This window comes from Pseudoalteromonas gelatinilytica (assembly GCF_001641615.1).
Classification (GTDB): domain Bacteria; phylum Pseudomonadota; class Gammaproteobacteria; order Enterobacterales; family Alteromonadaceae; genus Pseudoalteromonas; species Pseudoalteromonas gelatinilytica.
Genome location: NZ_LRRU01000020.1, coordinates 501,342 through 519,827, shown reverse-complemented (window position 1 = coordinate 519,827; position 18,486 = coordinate 501,342). Strand labels below are relative to the sequence as shown.

Sequence of the window (18,486 nt, the reverse complement as noted above, 5' to 3'; positions counted from 1 at the left end):
ACAAATGCTATGAACTAGGTACGCGTATGCAAGCCGAACATGTCGATATTGCCCAATTTCTTTCTGATCATGCACCGTTTGATGATCTTCCTGAAGAGGCCGTCAATAAACTCGCCTCACAAGTCGAAATCTCTTATTTTCGTGTGGGTACACAAATATTAAATTACGGCGAAGATATCGCTGATTTATACGTTATACGCACCGGCGCTGTAGAAATGTATCGCCGTGATGGTGAGTTATACAACCGCTTAACAGTAGGGGGGATATTCGGGCAGATGGGTTTGCTGATGAATCGCAAAGTGCGCTTCCCGGCAAAGGCGCTTGAAGATACCTTAGTTTATTGCATTAACGTTGAGTTGTTTAACCAATATTGCGATGAATACGACGTGTTTGCTGATTTTTTTGAAGCCGATGGTAATGTTAGGCTTCATCAAGCTGTTGTAGAGCAAGCAGACAGCAACGATTTAACAACCGCTAAGGTCAAGTCACTTCTTCATCGCGATGTTGTTACTGTAGCAAAAGATGCGTCTGTGCAAATGGTTGCACAGTTGATGACGCAAGAGTCAGTTTCATCAGTATTAGTCACTGATGCAGATAAACCGATCAGTGATGATCCTGATGATGATGACGGCCAAGTAGTTGGCATCATTACCGACCGTGATTTACGTACCAGTGTGATTGCAAATGGCTTAAGCTATGAAGCCCCAGCAGCGCAAATTATGCAAACCGATTTAGTTTTGCTTGATAGCAATGCCTATGTGTTTGAAGCAGTACTTGCAATGCTCAGAGACAATATTCACCACCTGCCAGTTGTTGTGAAGAAAAAGCCTATCGGTGTTATTTCGCAATCAGATATCTTACGCTACGAATCACAAAGCAGTTTATTGCTAGTGCGGGGTATTTTAGCGCAGCAGTCGGTTGAAGATTTAGCTCACTATGCAAGGCAGTTACCTAATGTGTTTGTACGCATGGTGAACGAGGATGCTAACTCCCACATGATAGGTACGGCCATGGCCGTTATAGGCCGTACATTTAAACAACGCTTACTTGATTTAGCCGAAGAAAAGTTTGGTCCGCCACCGGTGCCATACTGTTTTATTGCTTTAGGCTCTATGGCTCGTGATGAACAGTTAATTGTTACCGACCAAGATAACGCTATTATCCTCGATAATGGTTTTAACGAAGAATTACACGACGAATACTTTCAAAACTTGGCTGACTTTGTTTGCGATGGTTTAGCTGAGTGTGGCTATAAGTACTGTGAAGGTGAAATTATGGCGTCATTCAAAAAATGGCGTTTAACTCGCGAGCAGTGGCAAGAACAATTTGCAGATTGGATGGCCGAACCTAAACCGCAGGCTTTATTACACAGCTCGATCTTTTTTGATTTAGACGGTGTGTACGGTAAAAACAAATGGGCTGATGAACTTAAGCGTTTTATCGCAACAGAAGGGCGTAAGAATAAACGTTTCTTGGCTAACCTTGCTTCGAATGCGCGCAACAGAACACCGCCTCTAGGTTTCTTTAAAGACTTTGTGTTAGAGCATAATGGGCAACACAAGCGTTCTATGAACTTAAAACGCCGTGGCACAGCGCCTTTGTCTGATGTAATACGTGTGCATGCATTAGCTATCGGTAGCCGTAAACAGAATTCATTTGAGCGACTAGAAGATATTATTGATGCCAAATTACTTCCTGAGGGTAAAGCGCAGGATTTACGTGATGCGCTAGAGTACATTGCGATGGTAAGAATTAGGCACCAAGCATGGCAAATTGAAAAACTTGATGAAGCGCCTGATAACGATCTTGAGCCTCATTTACTATCACCCTTTGAGCAGCGCAATCTTAAAGAGGCATTTGCGATTTTAGATAAAGCACAGAATTTCCTTAAATTCAGATACTCAGCTAACTCAGGGATGAAATAATGGCAAAGCAAGGCGCTAAACTTGATTGGCCAAGCCGCTACCAGCAGCAACTAAAGGTAAGTAAACAGCCATTAATCCAAGAGTTTTATTCTTCAGCCATCAATGATTTAAGCATGCCTATCAGCGACGTTCCTATGGTCGCGCTAGATTTTGAGACGACTGGTCTAAATTTTGATGGTGACGATATTGTCAGTGTGGGATTAGTGCCTTTTAATTCAAAGCGAATTTTTTGCAAATACAGCAAGCATTGGATTGTTCAACCACGGCAAAAGCTCGCTGAAGAGTCGATTGTTATTCATGGTATAACTCACTCAGAAGTGAGTGAAGCTCCAGATTTTTCTTCTATCATGGAGCCTTTATTATCTGCATTAAATGGCAAAGTGATTGTGGTTCATTTTGCACCTATTGAACGGCACTTCTTATATCAAGCGTTGCAAGCACGTTTAGGGGAAGGACTTGAGTTTGCAGTTATAGACACGCTAGACCTTGAAACGCGAGCGCTTAAAGCAAAGCAAGGCATACTAGGACGGTTATTTAATTCTAAGCTCGACTCAGTACGATTAGCTGACTCGCGTATTCGGTATTCATTGCCGGCCTATCAAAATCATAATGCGCTTAATGATGCCATAGCCACCGCAGAGCTATTACAAGCACAGCTTGCCTACCATTATCGCTCTGATACACCATTAGGTGAGTTACTTATATAACGTGAGTAGCACTGACTTTAGTCGGGTATTTAAAAATAGTTGGTAAAGCTTAAATAATAAAAAACGCCGCAGTGCGGCGTTTTTTGTTATTTAAAGTTTTGTGATTAGTTTCTTGGCTCTGTTCTCAAACCAAGAATTAAACTCACGCACATTAATAACAATACAAAGGTAAACGGTAAGCCCGTAGATACTGCACCGGCTTGTAAAGCTTCGATAGCTTGAGTGCCACCAATCCAAACAAGTGCAGCTGCAATAGCGCCCTCGATTGTTGCCCAGAAAATACGTTGTGGCACTGGCGCATCCACTTTACCGCCAGCGGTAATTGAGTCGATTACTAATGAACCTGAGTCAGATGACGTGATAAAGAACACGAGTACTAGCACAATTGCAATGAACGAAAGCACTTGCGACATTGGCAGGGCTTCAAACATTTGGAACATAGCAAGAGGTACATCAGTTAAGCCTTTCTCACCTAGCACACCCACTTTATCAATAACTTGCTCAATGGCGATACCACCGTAAATTGACATCCAAAAGATGGTAACGATAGTAGGAATAAGCAATACGGCAATTAAGAACTCGCGAATTGTTCGGCCCTCAGATACGCGCGCAATGAACATACCAACAAATGGTGACCATGAAATCCACCAAGCCCAGTAGAATACGGTCCATCCGTGCATCCATGTTTCATCTTCTCGACCATGCGGGTTACTCAATGGAATGATGTTTTCAACATAACCCATTACTGTATTCGGGATATTACCAAATGCCGCGGCAAAACCGACAACACCAACAAACACTAACAAGACAAAGGCAATGACCATATTAACGTTGCTCAGTAATTTTACACCGCCGTCAATACCGCGAACAACTGAGATCACCGCAAGTAACGTTACCCCAGTGATAACACCAATTTGTAAGCCAATTCCTGCATCAGTACCAAATACATGATTAATACCTGCAGCCGCTTGCTGCGCACCTAAGCCAAGTGATGTTGCAAGGCCAAATAACGTAGCAAGTACCGCTAAAATATCGATGATATGACCCGGCCAACCCCAAGCTCTGTCACCTAAAATAGGGTAAAAAATCGAACGAATAGATAACGGCAAGCCTTTGTTATAGCAAAAGAATGCCAATGACAGTGAAACAACGGCGTAAATTGCCCAAGGGTGAAGACCCCAGTGGAACATGGTTGCACCCATTGCAAGTTTGGCGGCTTCAGGGGTGTTAGCTTCAACGCCGAGTGGTGTTTCGTACCAGCCTGTAAAGTAGGCCACAGGTTCTGCGACGCCCCAAAACATTAAGCCAATACCCATGCCCGCAGCAAAGAGCATGGCTAGCCATGAAATTCGAGAATGAGATGGTCTTGCGTCATTGCCACCTAAGCGAATATTACCGTAGGGTGAAACAATCAACGCAAGGCAAAACAATACGAATAAGTTTGCTGACCACATAAAAAAGCCATCAAAGTTATTAATAATGTCATTCTTAATGCCATTTAGGGTTGTTTTTGCTGTTTCAGCATCTGAAATGAGTGTTGCCACTAAAAATAGGGCGATTAAACCCGCACTGATGCCAAAGACAGGGTTGTGCACATCAAAACCCCATTTTTGTACATTGTCCTGACCGACAGTGTAGTCGGTATTGTCGATACTGTACTTGTCATGATGTTCGCTCATGAATACCTCTTGTTGTGATTATGTTTAGCAGAGAGCTAAACGGCCGGTTGCTACCTATTTATTTCATTGCAAGTTATACGTATGAACACTAAAAATAGTTCGTAGACGAAATAAATTTGTACCAAATATTAGTCTTTAGTGTAGGAGTTCGAAAATAAATGTAAATGGTTTAAGCACTAAATAGGCGAATAAAAGCCATTTTTATGTGTTTTTGACGGATTTGTGAACGATTTTACAAGTGGGAATAATTATTTGATTAAAGTATTATTTCAAATCAAATTATTTTAATTCAGAGGAAAGTGCTGCAAACACAAGATTTGCAGCACAAAAACATTACTTCTTATAGGCGTCGTTATGAACGCCTGCAGCACGACCTGAAGGGTCAGCATTGTTCTGGAATGACTCATCCCAAGCCAGTGCTTCAGGTGTTGAACAAGCAACCGATTTGCCGTGCGGAACACATTTAGCTGCTGCATCGCCAGGGAAGTGTTCTTCGAAAATACTACGATAGAAATACGCTTCTTTAGAATCTGGCGTATTGATCGGGTATTTGTACTTAGCATTAGCAAGGTCTTGATCGCTTACTTGCTCGCTCACGTACTCTTTCAACGTATCAATCCAGTTATAGCCTACGCCATCAGAGAACTGCTCTTTTTGACGCCATAGCACTTCTTCTGGTAGATAGCCGTCGAATGCTTCACGAATAATGTGCTTTTCGATTTTACCGTCTTTACACATTTTCGCTTCAGGGTTGATTCGCATTGCTACGTCTACAAATTCTTTATCTAAGAATGGTACACGTGCTTCCACGCCCCAAGCTGCCATTGATTTATTGGCACGTAAACAGTCAAACATATGTAGCTTAGACACTTTACGGTTAAGCTCTTCATGGAACTCTTGTGCATTTGGCGCTTTATGGAAATAAAGGTAACCACCAAACAATTCATCAGCACCTTCACCCGACAACACCATTTTAATACCCATGGCTTTGATCTGACGTGCCATTAAATACATAGGCGTTGAGGCACGAATGGTTGTTACATCGTAGGTTTCGATGTGGTAAATCACTTCACGAAGGGCATCAATGCCTTCTTGAATAGTAAAGTGAATAGGGTGGTGAACCGTGCCAATCATATCAGCTACTTTTTGTGCAGCTGCTAAATCTGGCGACCCTTCAAGCCCCACAGAGAATGAATGCAGTTTTGGCCACCACGCATCTGACTCGTCATTGTCTTCGATACGTTTTGCAGCAAAACGCTGTGTGATAGCTGAAATAACAGATGAATCTAAACCACCAGATAATAGAACACCGTATGGAACGTCACACATTAATTGACGTTTAACAGCTGCCTCTAGGCCTTCTTTTACATCGCTTGCTTTAGCTTCGTTGTCTTTAACCGCATCAAAGCTTTGCCAATCACGGCTGTAGTACTTACGAAGTTGACCATCTTTGCTCCATAAGAAATGACCCGGCGGGAATTCTTCAATATGTTTACAAATTGGCGATAATGCTTTTAATTCTGAGGCAACATAAAAGTTACCGTGTTCATCGTGACCCGTATAAAGCGGAATAATACCGATATGGTCACGACCAATTAAGTAGGCATCTTGCTCTTCGTCGTATAAACAAAAAGCGAAAATACCATTTAAATCGTCTAAAAACTCTGGGCCTTTTTGCTTGTATAAAGCTAAGATAACTTCACAGTCAGACTGAGTTTGGAAAGTAAAATCTGTTTCTAAGTTAGCTGCTAACTCTTTGTGGTTATAAATTTCACCGTTAACCGCAAGAATATTTGTACGCTCTGGGTTGTACAAAGGTTGTGCACCACTTGATACGCCAACAATCGCTAGACGTTCGTGCACTAAAATAGCTTTATCTGATGAATATACCCCTGACCAATCTGGCCCGCGGTGTCTTAAAAGTTTTGACATCTCAATTGCTTGACTTCGCAATTGGACGGGATCAGATTTAATATCTAATACCCCAAAAATTGAACACATAGTGACTCCTCATTCCAAATATGTGCGCAGTTAACAGAATTTATATAACTGCGAATGTTTGTTTTAACAGAAATAATTACCTAAGTCACACAGGTTTTTTAATTAATTAAGAATAAAATATGCACCTTAAGCGGCGGCTTTGCACCAGTATGGGGTAATTGTTTAAAGCATGAGCAGTTTAAATGCTTGATTTACACAAATAGGTTGATATAGAACCCGTAACAAAGGCTATTATTACTATCAACACTGCACAAGTTTGGTGCAAAGGGTTATGTGAATTTTTTATTATTTAAATGTATAGACAAGTGGTGAAGGCAACGCGAGCAAAGGTTTTCTTTGCTCGCTATTTTTAAAAAGTATTTAGGCTTACTTGTTAATATAGTTTAGTGCTATCGCTAGTTGATTTAAGTGCGCAGTGAGCTTTTCTTGTGCTGCATGGGCCTCTTTAAGTGTGACAAACTTAAAGTGCAAGAAGTCTCCAGGTTTTAATTGTGCAAAATGACGAAGATCTGCTTCGATCACTGTGCCTAGTAATGGGTAACCACCTGTCGTTTGCGCATCATTTAATAACACGATGGGTTCACCATTTGGCGGTAATTGAATACAGCCCGGCGCAACGGCCATAGAGGGTAATGAAACAGTGTGACGAATGTCGCATTCATCACTTAATAGCCTTGTGCCCATGCGGTTACTATTTGGCGATACATGCCATGAATGATTAATAAAGTTAACGATAGTGTCTTTTGGTAACAGTGCTGCATGAGGTCCCGCATGAATACGTATTTGCGTACTCTTTGGCGGTAGCATAGCGCCTAAGCCAACTTTAGTATTGTACTTAGGGGTAACCTCAAAACTATCGCCAGCTTGTAAAGCTTGACCAGTCAAGCCACCAAATCCCGCTGAAATATCAGTTGAGTAAGAATTCAATATTGGGTCTGGTAAATGCCAGTCCCCGCCAATAGCAAGGTAACTTCGAAAACCATGGCGCGCAGCATTGAGTTTTAGTACATCGCCTTTTTTGATGTAGAAGCTCCAACCAGGCTCAACAGCATTGCCGTTCACGGTGGCTTTCATATCTGTGCCGTGCAGTGCGATGTAGTAATCGTTATCGAACTGAATTTCAGCAAGCCCTAAAGTAATTTCAATAACGGGGTTGTTATCATCATTGCCGACTAAACGGTTTGTAATAATCTGCGCGTAAGGGTCAATGCAACCAGAATGACCAATACCTAAATGGCGAGAACCAGTACGGCCTTGATCTTGTATAGACATTTGCATGCCAGGTTTGATGATGGTGATCATTTTAACACCTCCTGAATAACAAACTCCAAAGTATCACCGGGTTCTATCGCACAGGGCGAGGCTGCATTAATATCAAATAGGCGAAAATCTGTATGACCAATAATTTGCCAGCCACCAGGAGAGCTTTCTGGGTAAATGCCGGTTTGTTCGCCGCCAATAGCAACAGACCCTTTTGGAACCGAGAGCCTTGGTTCAGCATGACGAGGGGTAAATAATTGTGGGTTTAGTCCGTCTAAATAAGCAAAGCCGGGCTTGAAACCAAGAAACAACACATGGTATTTGGCACTACTGTGCATTTGAGCAACTTCATCGACAGACAGATTATGATGTTTAGCTACATGAGCGATATCTGGTCCATATTCACCACCATAACGTGTCGCGAGTTTATGATGACGCGAATTGAAGTCACTGGCTTTAAGTTCATGCCATTGATCTAGTAACCGTGGCAGCCAGCCAGCAAGTTGGGCGGGCTCTTTAAGGTAAAGCGTTAAGTTATTATTGGCGGGGACTATATCAACAAAGTCATCACTGCTTTGACAGTACTGTGCTAAAGCCCATATTTTCTTTTGGGTTGTTAGTGTGTCGCTGCCTGTTTCATAGGCATCAAAAAAGATGCTATGTGTCGTGAGCGCCATAATCTTGGGTGTTCTATCGGTCGTCATTGCGTATCAATCTTATTATTATCCCTTGATGCTTATTAGCATATAGGCTGGATGTTGATGATGTAAATGCGTCTTTAGCGTTAATTAGAAAAAATCAAGATAGCCAAGCGGTTATAACCGCTTGGCCGATGACTAACTTGGTTAATTTGCGTTATTTAATAACCAATTAGACAATAAACGTACGCCGTAACCTGTACCACCTTCAGCAAGTTCATCTTTCGCTTTTGAGTTTAGCGCGTTACCAGCAATATCAATGTGAACCCAACGCGTGTCACCAGCAAAGTTTTGTAGGAAACTTGCAGCTGTGGTTGCACCTGGACCATGTGAACCGATGTTTTTAAGATCAGCAATATCAGACTTTAATGCATCTTCGTAACCGAGCGGTAAACGCCAAAGGTTTTCGTTTACTTGCTTACCCGCAACAGTTAGTTGCTCAACAAGCGTATCATCAGCTGAGAATACTGCTGCATAGTCATTACCTACAGCACCAATCTTAGAACCCGTTAGTGTTGCAACATCAACCATAATACTTGGTTTGAATTTGTCGCGGGCATACCACATTGCATCACTCAGTACTAAGCGGCCTTCGGCATCCGTATTTACAATCTCAACACTTAAACCTTCTGCTGTTCTTACAACATCACCCGGCGCTACAGCAAATTGCGATACCATGTTGGCAGCCATGCCCATGACAGCAACAACGTTTGTGTCGGCTTTAGCCAGTGCCATTGCTTTAACTGTACCCAGTACTGCAGCTGCACCTGCCATGTCTGATTTCATGCGGGCAATTGAAGCACCAGTTTTAAGGCTGTAGCCACCTGAATCAAACGTAATACCTTTACCTACTAATGCGATAGGGGTGTTTTTATTTCCTTGATAATGTGCAACAACTAAACGTGAACCTTCTTCGCTACCACGGCCAACTGCTTCAAGTGCACCCATGCCTAGCTTTTTAATTTGCTTAGGTTCTAAAACAGTAATTTTAACACCCAGCTTTTTAAGTTCTTTTGCCGCTTTAGCAAAATCAGCAGGCGTCATTTCTGTTGCAACTTCAGAGGTTAAATCACGTGCTAAAAATACGCCTTGTTCAATGTGTTGTAGTAATTTATGGGTTTTGACTGCTTGGTCTAAATTTTCAACGTCGACAGTGTAGTTTACAACATGGCTATCTTGTTCTTTTTTGTACTGCTCAAAACGGTGGTCACGTAAATTCGCACCATGTGCAAATTCAGCTGCGTATTTAGCATTGATTGCGCTGTCTTTTAGCTCTGAAAAATCGAGGCTTACGGTTGCTTGTTTAGCAGACTGTAATTTTGCGTGAACATTACCACCGAGTTTTGCCATTTTTGCTGCATCTAGTTTTGGCTGTTCTCCTAAGCCAACAAGTAAGATGCGCTGGTGGTCGCTGCCATTAGGAGCGATGACTTCTAATGTTTTGCCATAACCAGCTTTAAAATCGCTGAACTCAATGACCTTATTTAGGTGAGTTTGGGTTTCTGGCTTTAAATAATTAAAGTTAGCAACTTGACTTTCAGTGTCTAAAAATAAAACTAAGGTGGAGTCGTTTGGCTTAATTGACTTTGCAAAAGTGAACTCTGCGGCATTCACTTGCGTAGCAAGTGTTAACCCTAATGCAATAGCAGACAAGCTGTGTGCAATTTTCATTTTTTAATATCCCAATGTTAAAAAGCTGTGTTTTACCGTAAATAAGGTTAAGAGTTAAATTGTTAGCGGTGAATAGCTGTTTGCATGCGTTTAAGCTGAAATTATTAATGCTTATGCTCGGTCTCCTTTAAATACAGGCTTTTAAGAGGAAATTAGTATGACAATTAAGTCGATGTTACTGACACTATTTACTTGCAGTGCCATTTTTACCACCAGCCAAATTAAAGCTGACACAATGCCAGATAACGCAACAGGGCATATTGAATCGATCGTGCTTGGCTCTGGTTGCTTTTGGGGAGCTGAAAAACGATACGAAGCACTGGATGGCGTGTTAGATGCTGTATCAGGTTATGCCGATGGGCATGGATTTAAAGCGACCTACAAGAATATAACACGTAGCTCACGACGCTTTGATGAAAACAATTATGCAGAAGTTGTTAAAGTCACATACAACAGTAACGAGTTAACAACACAATCACTTTTAAAGCATTATTTTGAAAATCATGATCCAACACAGCTAAATCGCCAAGGTAATGATATTGGTACTCAATACCGCTCAACAATTTTGGTTAGTAATAACGAGCAACTCGAGATTGCTAATAAACTTAAAGGTGAATACCAAAGCAAATTAATGGCAGCAGGGTATGGCAAGATTGTAACTGTGATAAAACCACTTGATGCGTTTTATGCTGCAGAGGATTACCATCAAGATTATTTAAAGAAAAACCCTAATGGTTATTGCCCGGATCATTCAACGGGCGTTGTATTCACGCCAGTAAAAAAACAGCAGGTTGATAACACAGCCTTATTGGCCGGCAAGCAAATTGTGGTGATTGATGCTAAAGGCTATTGTCCTTATTGTGAAAAGTTTAAAAAAGACGTCGCGAATGAGTACATGGGAACAATTCCGATGACGTTTCGACATGCTGATCAGCTCGATGGTTTAACAATTAAAACCCCAACATGGGCGACACCCACACTCTTATTTATTGAAAATGGCGAAGAAGTGTATGGGAGACAAGGTTATGTTAGTAGAGATGAATTTTACAAAGCCTTAGGTGCATTTAAACTGGGGGACAGTGAAGCCTTTAGAGTGGCATTTCATGCCAGAACAGATAGTCCATTTTGTAAACAATACGATATCTTTAAAAATACACCTGATGGGATTTTTATTGATAAGTTAAGTGGAGTGCCACTTTTTGATACCCGAGATCGATTTAATTCAGGCACCGGCTGGCTTTCATTTACTCATCCGATAAAAGACAGTGTAACTATGCATGAAGATAATAGTTATGGCATGCAACGTATTGAGCTTAAATCAAAAAGCTCAGGTATTCACTTAGGGCATTTGTTTCCAGGTGAAGGGCCAAGAGGTAAAGACCGATACTGCATTAATGCTACCGTGCTTGATTTTGTGCCAAGAGATAAATCTTAAAAGGTAATTGATGTAAGAAAACCAGCCGACATGGCTGGTTTTCTTTTAGCCTGATGACTTATTACCACAATTTTAATTCCTGTTTAGCGAGATTTAAGTTAAACGACACCAGCTCGTTATTATTGAGCTGCACAGCCTCATAAAAATCAGCAATGGCCGCCGTATCATTTTTTGCCATTAGTCGAGCAATGCCTCTATTACTTAATGCATAAGACGTCAGTTCATTACGCTTATAATGTGGAGCATTGACCTTTTTTAGCATCGCGATTGCTTGTGAGCAATCTTGATCAGCTTTATCAAACTGTTTTAGTTTCACACTCACAACGCAACGATTAAATGGCACGATATAGTTGTTAGCATCGTTCATCGTCTCTAAAGAATTAGCAAAGTTACCTTGCATAATTGCTTTTGAGCTTGCGTTATCGTCAACAACCATGAGTTTAAAGTCGTTGTTGTTGGCGAATACAAAATTTGAACAAACAAATAATATTAACCATAGGCAGGGTTTAAAATTTAATTTAAACATTGTTTTCTCCTTGTTAGCGTAAGCAATATGCTTACTCTATAAAGTTAGAAAACAGGGTATAAAACTGACAAACGAGATATTCGCACTCGTTAGGTGAAGAAAAGTATTTTATAGATAAGAATATGACAGGCAAAAAAAAGCCCGGTCAGAACACACAAGAACCGGGCTTTCGACAACAATTTGGTTGGGGGAACTTTTACAGCGCTAAGTTTTGTTTTGCGCGGCTTAAGTTGTGATTAACAAGTTCATTTTTTGAAATTTGCACTGCTTCATAAAAGTCAGAAAGTGCAGCTGTATCGTTTTCAGACATGATGCGTGCAACACCACGGTTACTAAGTGCAAACGATGTTAATTCGCGACGTTTGTAACCAGGTACTTTACTTGTACTTAGAAGTGAAATTGCTTGTGTACACAGGCTTTCCGCTTCTGAAAAATTCTTTTCTTTAACGCTTAATGCACAGCGGTTGAAGGCAGTTTCGTATTGGCTTGTTGCATTATCGTTAGTTTGAGCTTGCTCAATAACCATCAGTTTATAATCAGCTTGATCGGCTACTGCCATCGCTGAGCAAGTTAATAAAGAGCTAAGTGCAATAGTGGTTACAAGTGTTTTTAACATGATAGTTTTCCTCTGAATAAGTTGGTGTTTCTTGCCAACGAGTGAACTTTAAAATATTCCTATAAGCTAAACAAACGATTAAATTAAAACTGATAGATGAAGAAATTTAATCTATAGAGTAATTACTCAATTCTCAGAAGTTTACTAGGGTGTAGAGCAAGCAAGTGAATTTGATTATTTATTTAAAGGTGAAATTTACTTAGACGAGTGTTTATAAGTTAAATGCTGTCACTAATGCATAGAAATGTTATTTGGGTCTGTAATTTATGGTTTAAAATTGTAGTTAGGTTAAAGGGGCACAGCCTTAATGTTTGAACAGTAGCAATCGGTTAGTAACTTTGTTAAAACTAAACCTCTTTAATAACAGGTGTTAACATCACAAAGGAATTCTGGTGCAAGGATATAAAATCAGCACAGATAAAACTGACCTCGATTTTGAAGTAATTTACGGTTTTATTTCAAAAAGCTATTGGGCGTCAGGAATACCAAGGCAGACGCTAGAAACAGCCATTTCAAACTCATTTTGTTTTGGTGTCTATGATAGCCATGATTATCAAATAGGTTTTGCCCGCCTCATAACAGACAAAGCAACATTTGCCTATCTTGCTGATGTATTCATAGTAGAGAGTCATCGAGGCAAAGGTTTGAGCAAGTGGCTCGTTGAAAGCATAGTTTCTCACCCCGAGCTTCAAGGCTTAAGGCGTATGGTATTGGCAACAAGAGATGCGCATGGTTTGTACACGCAATATGGTTTTCAACCAATTGAAAATCCAGAGATGTTTATGCAAATTTGGAATCCAAGTGTTTACCATGACCTAGAAAAGTAACAACAATTTCAAAATTATATAAAATCAGGTAGTTATAGTTTGTTGCTAACTTTAAGTGTCAGTGTTCTTGCAGTGTAATAATGAATAGACATTAGAGTAGATAAGGGAAGTCATGGATAAATTTTGTTGGGAAATTACTGTTCAAGATCTTAATGAACATGCTGTTTGGCTTTTTAAGTATTGTAAGGATGATTCAGTTGATGAAACGATTGTAACACCAGCAACTGAAGCTGATACCTTAAACCCAAATAATCATTTACTCGTAAAATCCCTGTTTACTGATGCTATTGGCAATAAATTCTTGGGTTACATTAAGGTTGGCTTAGCTGGAGTTGTGTACACACAACCATGTATGTTTTTTGATGATGAACCTGTTAGCTTTTGGTTTGGCATATCAACACCCAATACAATTGATTTACCAAAGCTAAACTTTCCAATTCAAGCTGTTTCAGAGCCTATCTATGGCCTGCCTTCTCAAATCGAGACAATTAGTGGTTATGGCTATTTAGACATGCACTCAAACAAAACCTATCTCGATTAAGCCTGATTAATCGCTTTATTCTGTTTAGGATGTATTTTACTCGAAATTTTTGAAATATAGATTTGCACATAAACATTTATACAAAGGAATTCATCAATGAAAATCCCAGCAGCCAATTCAGCACCATGGAATATAGCAGAAAGTGATAATGGCGGTATGCCAAGATTAATTCGTTATCGAACTGATCTGGCACCTTTTATCGCCAACAGTGATTATCCTCAAAGATTAGTTATCATATGGGAGTATGATGCAGATAACCTTAATGGAATGCCATCAACTGAGCAAAGTGAAACGATGAAATGTTTTGAGAACGCTTTAGATGCGACTCTTGACTCAGATCGTTTAGCTGTCTTATCCCTTGTATTTACTTGTAATGGAAGCCGTGAATGGCATTACTATATTAATCGTGTTGACGAAGTCGGTCTTAGAATCAATACAGCCTTATCTGAGTTTCCAAAATTACCTATACACCTGCAGGTTGAAAACGATCCTGAGTGGGAGCAAATTAGTCTTGTATACCAAATCTGCGGTGTTTAGCTAAAACAATTAAAATGTTGTTCAAAGGTTTGATCCACGATGAATAAATTAATTATTTCAAGTTTAATGCTTGTTAGTATGATTACATTTTCTGCACCTGGTCAAGTTATGCATTGGGGGGATTTAGCATCAATTAAGAGAGAATTAATCGAAGATAAAGCAAGAACATTTTTATTGCGTGAGAAGCCCGAACTCAAAAATGTTGCGGTTAAATTTGTTCAAATCGATGCTCAAATCCATAAAAACGAAGGCCCAACTTTGAATGTGGTGTTTATACATGCAAACTCCTTTAAACCAATCGAGCAAAGTGAACTTTACGATAAATCAAAGAATTCCAGTGAAATCAAATATTGTATGGAATTTATCTTCATCTTTTTTCAAAAAATGGCGAACCAGACAAATTGGTCGTAAAAGATGTTTTGCTTAGTAAAGATATTGAATCTTCGAAGAAAGGTTTTTGGGATACATACAATTCATTTTAATACAGAAAAAATGAGTTAAGATTTTAATCTTATTTTTACTTCTTGGTATGCTTTAAAGTAAATTTTAACTTGGAGCTTATACTTTTTAAGGACAAAATTATGAAAACAGGACTTTTATCAATCGGGTTATTATTTACATCAAATCTTGCTTTTGCTGATTGTAAAGTAGCGCTTGAGGAAAGGTTAAAAGACGATTTGAACCTCACATACCAACAATTTGATCAGACATACGATGCTGGGTTTAGATTGTTAGAAAAATCAGGTTGCCATGCTGAAGCCGCAATTCTGATAAAACGTTTTATCTCTCATAATAACTCAAAAGAAAGCTCATTAACGTGGCATTTAGCGCAAATGGAAGGGCTAGCTGGTGATTATCAACAAGCTGTTTTTCACGCAAAAAAAGTATTGGACCCCGATGAAGAGCTAAGTGGTTCAAAAATGTATTGGAATGACTTTGTGTTAGGAAACATTGCTTTTTGGAATAAAGACAAAGAAAAGCTAAAACAACACATAGCAAATATTGAAAAGGGACAAGGCTTTAAACCTAACCAGATAAATCTGAACTACCTGAATCAGTTGCTCAAACATTTTGATTTAAGTTACAAGCAAGCATTGTCTGAAGCTTAAGGTAAGCTTCTTAGCTTAATTTCTAGATTGCTACTCGAATTTGCAAGAAGCATAAAATGATCAGTACATATACGACAAAACCCAGCCGAGGCTGGGTTTTGAGACAACACAATTCTGTGAGAACTTATAACGCTAAGTTCTTTTTTGCACGTGTTAAGTTGTGTTCAACTAACTCGTTACCTGAAATTTGTACTGCTTCGTAAAAGTCAGACAATGCAGCTGTGTCGTTTTCAGACATGATGCGAGCTACACCGCGGTTGCTTAACGCAAATGACGTTAATTCACGACGCTTATAAGCAGGTACTTTGCTTGTGCTAAGTAAACTGATTGCTTTTGAACAAAGCGCTTCAGCTTCTGTAAAATTCTTCGCTTGAACACTTAACGCACATTGGTTAAATGCTAATTCGTATTGACGGTTAGTCTCTACCGATGCTTGTGTAGATTGGTCAATAACCATCAATTTGTAGTCACTTTGATCAGCCACTGCCATAGCTGAACAAGTTAATAAAGAGCTAAGTGCAACGCGTTTCATAAGTGTACTAAACATAATCATTTCCTCTATTTAAATCGGTATCAATCGCCGACAACTGAACTTTAATTGAACAGCGCTGATTCAACAAACGATAAAAAATGACCTAATAGATGAAGAAATTTAACCTATAGACTTTAGTCTAATGTAATGAGTTAGTCTTAAAGCTGTCAGCTGTCAGCTGTCAGCCGTGAGCCGTGAGCCGTGAGCCGTCAGCCGTCTGATCTGACCCCGATAAAGCAGATACAGGGTTTAAATAGGTAATGTTTACGATAAAGAACAATAAAGGAGTAGAGTACGCAAAACAAACAAATTGTTGTTAATTAAAAATAAAATCGGTACTTTATGATGGTATGTGTAGTTGATAACTTAATTTATTCTGAATAAGCGTATAACCATGAAACTGATATTTGCGTTGTTATTTTTAGGGCCTGTTATTGCCAATGCAGCTGAAGATAAAGTGGCTGTTTATCTTAATTTTGAGCAGGCTTATTTGAGCAACGATGTATCTTTGCTTACGCCATTATTAAGTAAAAACTATACCATTAGACAAACATTGCATATTCCAGGCATAGGGTCAGATACTGTGCCTGTTACTAAAGCTCAGTTACTTGAAGGCATGAAGCAAAATCCTAAGCCTAGTTCATTACCGCGTTCAAAAGCTGAATCAGTCAAAGTAGAAACAATTTCATCAAATCAATTCTGTGCAAATTCACAAACTCTCGATCAAGTCGTCGTGGCAGGTAAAAACTACGAAGAGAAGGAACTGCGCAAAGCCTGTTTTAAACACGAAAATAACCGGTATGAAGCTATATCACATACCATTGATGTGTATTATAGAGAGCTTTGATTGTGATAGTTAACATTCTGAAATTTCTTGTATCAAATAAACCTAGTAACTGATATTGATTACGGATAAACCCTATAATTGAGATAAGGAAATTTATATGAACAAACAGTTAGGTTTAATAGCTGGAGCGTTGCTAGTAGCAAAGAGCTGTTTCGCAGCTGATAGCTTTCAAGTTGAAACATCTGTTTATAAAGCGAATGAGCTATTAGCATCGCCAGTAATGCTGGTGGAAGAAAAAAAACCTGCGACCATCTCTATAGGTGAGGGGTTTAGCTATAAAATTACAGTGATACCACAACAAAATAATACGGCAGCTGTAGAAACATCAATCACACTCGCTGACAGCAATTTTACACCTTCTTTTATTGTGGAATATGGTAAACAATCATCTTTTGAAATAGGTGAAAATAAAGTGAGTATCTTAGTCAGCAAGTCTAAAAGCTAAATTTTCAATAAACGACCCTCAATGATATTGAGGGTCTTTACGATTTATCATTTAAGATGTTTAAAGGTATCAAGCATCCATTTAATAAATAACTCTAATTGTGCATTGGTTTCACTAGGATCGTGTTGCACTAAGTAATATTTATCTTTTGTTTTTAATGGCATATCTGTGAAATTAAATAGCCATTGCTCATCAAACCAAGTTTGACTAATTGGCAAGGGGATTAGGGCAATACCCATACCCTGTTGCGCCGCACGTGCCACACCAAACATACTATCAACCTGAATAATTTGCTTTGGTGCAAAGTCATCAATACCAGCATGCTCTGCCCATTGGTGCCAAGCCCAAGGGCGTGCTTTATGAAGAATGAGTGGAACTTCATTTAAAGCCTGAAACGGGTTTTCTTGCCATGCTTGCCAGTTTTCTTTGTTGCAAGCTGGAGTGTACGAGAGTGAAAACAGCTCATGAACAACGCCTTCATGCGGTTTAGACGAAGACAATACAATCGACAAGTCACTTTGTTTAGTCAGCTCTTTACGCGTTTTTAAGGTATTAAGCTGTAAGTTTGTATTTGGATGTTCGCTTGTCCATTCGCTTAGTTTTGGCATTAAAAGCTCACTAGCGAAAAACTCAGGTAGCGTAATACTGATAGTCACATTTTCTTGTAACTGACTAAACTCGTTGATGGTTTTTTCTAGCGCTTTAATAAGCGGCGATACAGAGTCATAAAAATTCTTGCCTGCAGCTGTCAGACGAATTGAACGGGTTTGACGTTCAAACAGTTCAATACCCAATTGTTCTTCTAATTGTTTGATCTGATGGCTTACGGCAGACGGTGTAAGGTAAAGTTGGTTTGCTGCATCTTTAAAGCTAAGGGTGCGTGCAGCAAAACAAAATGAGCGTAGGCCACGAATAGGTGTTTGCATAGTTAATTTCAGTAAGTCTCAAAAGCGCTTGTTAGTTAATTAACTGCTAAGCAATTATTATCCCAAAATGTAAAAAAATAGATATTAAAGAATGAATATAGCTAACTCTTGCCATATTGTATAAAAAACAGTCGCGAATCGCTCGTTTAATCTATGTTTAGGCAAATGTTTAGCAAAAAAGTGATCTTAGCAGTTTTAGCTATT

Annotated in this window: 19 protein-coding genes; 10 read left to right on the top strand and 9 right to left on the bottom strand. The window is 39.5% G+C overall.

Going from position 1 to position 18,486, the window contains the following annotated elements; translation table 11 throughout:
• Positions 1-26 precede the first annotated feature (26 nt).
• Both NH153_RS15405 and NH153_RS15400 read left to right on the top strand, forming a co-directional pair.
• Positions 27-1,925: a DUF294 nucleotidyltransferase-like domain-containing protein gene (locus NH153_RS15405; protein WP_063705441.1), complete on the top strand. Its 1,899-nt coding sequence runs from the start codon at positions 27-29 to the stop codon at positions 1,923-1,925.
• Positions 1,925-2,632, top strand: coding sequence for a 3'-5' exonuclease (locus NH153_RS15400; protein ID WP_063705438.1), 708 nt, complete (start codon positions 1,925-1,927; stop codon positions 2,630-2,632). Before NH153_RS15405 ends, NH153_RS15400 begins: the two co-directional genes overlap by 1 nt.
• A gap of 104 nt (positions 2,633-2,736) precedes the next feature.
• Here NH153_RS15400 and NH153_RS15395 read toward each other — a convergent pair whose 3' ends face one another.
• The 5 genes from NH153_RS15395 to NH153_RS15375 form a co-directional block, all read right to left on the bottom strand.
• Positions 2,737-4,311 (bottom strand): BCCT family transporter, encoded by a 1,575-nt coding sequence (locus NH153_RS15395; RefSeq protein ID WP_063705435.1) that lies wholly within the window; start codon positions 4,309-4,311, stop codon positions 2,737-2,739.
• A gap of 333 nt (positions 4,312-4,644) precedes the next feature.
• A complete protein-coding gene (gene asnB, locus NH153_RS15390; RefSeq protein ID WP_063705432.1) occupies positions 4,645-6,312 on the bottom strand; it encodes an asparagine synthase B in 1,668 nt (555 codons plus the stop codon).
• Between the two features lie 366 nt (positions 6,313-6,678).
• Positions 6,679-7,614, bottom strand: coding sequence for a 5-oxoprolinase subunit C family protein (locus NH153_RS15385; protein WP_063705428.1), 936 nt, complete (start codon positions 7,612-7,614; stop codon positions 6,679-6,681).
• A complete protein-coding gene (gene pxpB / locus NH153_RS15380) occupies positions 7,611-8,276 on the bottom strand; it encodes a 5-oxoprolinase subunit PxpB (protein ID WP_063705425.1) in 666 nt (221 codons plus the stop codon). Before pxpB ends, NH153_RS15385 begins: the two co-directional genes overlap by 4 nt.
• 141 nt (positions 8,277-8,417) lie before the next feature.
• Positions 8,418-9,941, bottom strand: a complete 1,524-nt coding sequence (locus NH153_RS15375; protein WP_063705422.1) for a leucyl aminopeptidase — start codon at positions 9,939-9,941, stop codon at positions 8,418-8,420.
• Positions 9,942-10,098: 157 nt separating this feature from the next.
• Here NH153_RS15375 and msrA point away from each other — a divergent pair, with 157 nt between their 5' ends.
• Complete coding sequence (msrA, locus tag NH153_RS15370) at positions 10,099-11,376, top strand: peptide-methionine (S)-S-oxide reductase MsrA (protein WP_063705419.1); 1,278 nt, start codon at positions 10,099-10,101, stop codon at positions 11,374-11,376.
• 61 nt (positions 11,377-11,437) lie between these two features.
• On the opposite strand, the gene NH153_RS15365 is transcribed toward msrA, so the two are convergent.
• On the bottom strand, positions 11,438-11,902 hold the full coding sequence (locus NH153_RS15365; protein ID WP_063705416.1) for a tetratricopeptide repeat protein: 465 nt from the start codon (positions 11,900-11,902) through the stop codon (positions 11,438-11,440).
• Between the two features lie 196 nt (positions 11,903-12,098).
• Complete coding sequence (locus NH153_RS15360) at positions 12,099-12,518, bottom strand: tetratricopeptide repeat protein (RefSeq protein ID WP_063705413.1); 420 nt, start codon at positions 12,516-12,518, stop codon at positions 12,099-12,101.
• A gap of 392 nt (positions 12,519-12,910) precedes the next feature.
• Between NH153_RS15360 and NH153_RS15355 the strand changes: the two genes are divergently transcribed.
• The 5 genes from NH153_RS15355 to NH153_RS15335 all read left to right on the top strand — a co-directional run bounded on the left by NH153_RS15355 (position 12,911) and on the right by NH153_RS15335 (position 15,532).
• Entirely contained in the window at positions 12,911-13,345 is a 435-nt protein-coding gene (locus NH153_RS15355; RefSeq protein ID WP_063705410.1) for a GNAT family N-acetyltransferase, read from the top strand.
• 112 nt (positions 13,346-13,457) lie between these two features.
• Positions 13,458-13,886 (top strand): hypothetical protein, encoded by a 429-nt coding sequence (locus NH153_RS15350; protein WP_063705407.1) that lies wholly within the window; start codon positions 13,458-13,460, stop codon positions 13,884-13,886.
• A gap of 96 nt (positions 13,887-13,982) precedes the next feature.
• Positions 13,983-14,423 (top strand): DUF695 domain-containing protein, encoded by a 441-nt coding sequence (locus NH153_RS15345; RefSeq protein ID WP_063705404.1) that lies wholly within the window; start codon positions 13,983-13,985, stop codon positions 14,421-14,423.
• 39 nt (positions 14,424-14,462) lie between these two features.
• A complete protein-coding gene (locus NH153_RS15340; protein WP_063705401.1) occupies positions 14,463-14,834 on the top strand; it encodes a hypothetical protein in 372 nt (123 codons plus the stop codon).
• Positions 14,835-14,974: 140 nt separating this feature from the next.
• Complete coding sequence (locus NH153_RS15335; RefSeq protein WP_156503649.1) at positions 14,975-15,532, top strand: hypothetical protein; 558 nt, start codon at positions 14,975-14,977, stop codon at positions 15,530-15,532.
• 124 nt (positions 15,533-15,656) lie between these two features.
• Here the strand turns inward: NH153_RS15335 and NH153_RS15330 are convergent, their stop codons facing one another.
• Positions 15,657-16,079, bottom strand: coding sequence for a hypothetical protein (locus NH153_RS15330; RefSeq protein WP_063705394.1), 423 nt, complete (start codon positions 16,077-16,079; stop codon positions 15,657-15,659).
• A 379-nt stretch (positions 16,080-16,458) separates the two neighbouring features.
• Here NH153_RS15330 and NH153_RS15325 point away from each other — a divergent pair, with 379 nt between their 5' ends.
• Both NH153_RS15325 and NH153_RS15320 read left to right on the top strand, forming a co-directional pair.
• Positions 16,459-16,911, top strand: a complete 453-nt coding sequence (locus NH153_RS15325) for a hypothetical protein (protein ID WP_063705392.1) — start codon at positions 16,459-16,461, stop codon at positions 16,909-16,911.
• A gap of 97 nt (positions 16,912-17,008) precedes the next feature.
• Positions 17,009-17,356, top strand: coding sequence for a hypothetical protein (locus NH153_RS15320; protein WP_063705390.1), 348 nt, complete (start codon positions 17,009-17,011; stop codon positions 17,354-17,356).
• 47 nt (positions 17,357-17,403) lie between these two features.
• Here the strand turns inward: NH153_RS15320 and NH153_RS15315 are convergent, their stop codons facing one another.
• Positions 17,404-18,282 (bottom strand): LysR family transcriptional regulator, encoded by an 879-nt coding sequence (locus NH153_RS15315; RefSeq protein WP_054553795.1) that lies wholly within the window; start codon positions 18,280-18,282, stop codon positions 17,404-17,406.
• Positions 18,283-18,486 lie beyond the last annotated feature (204 nt).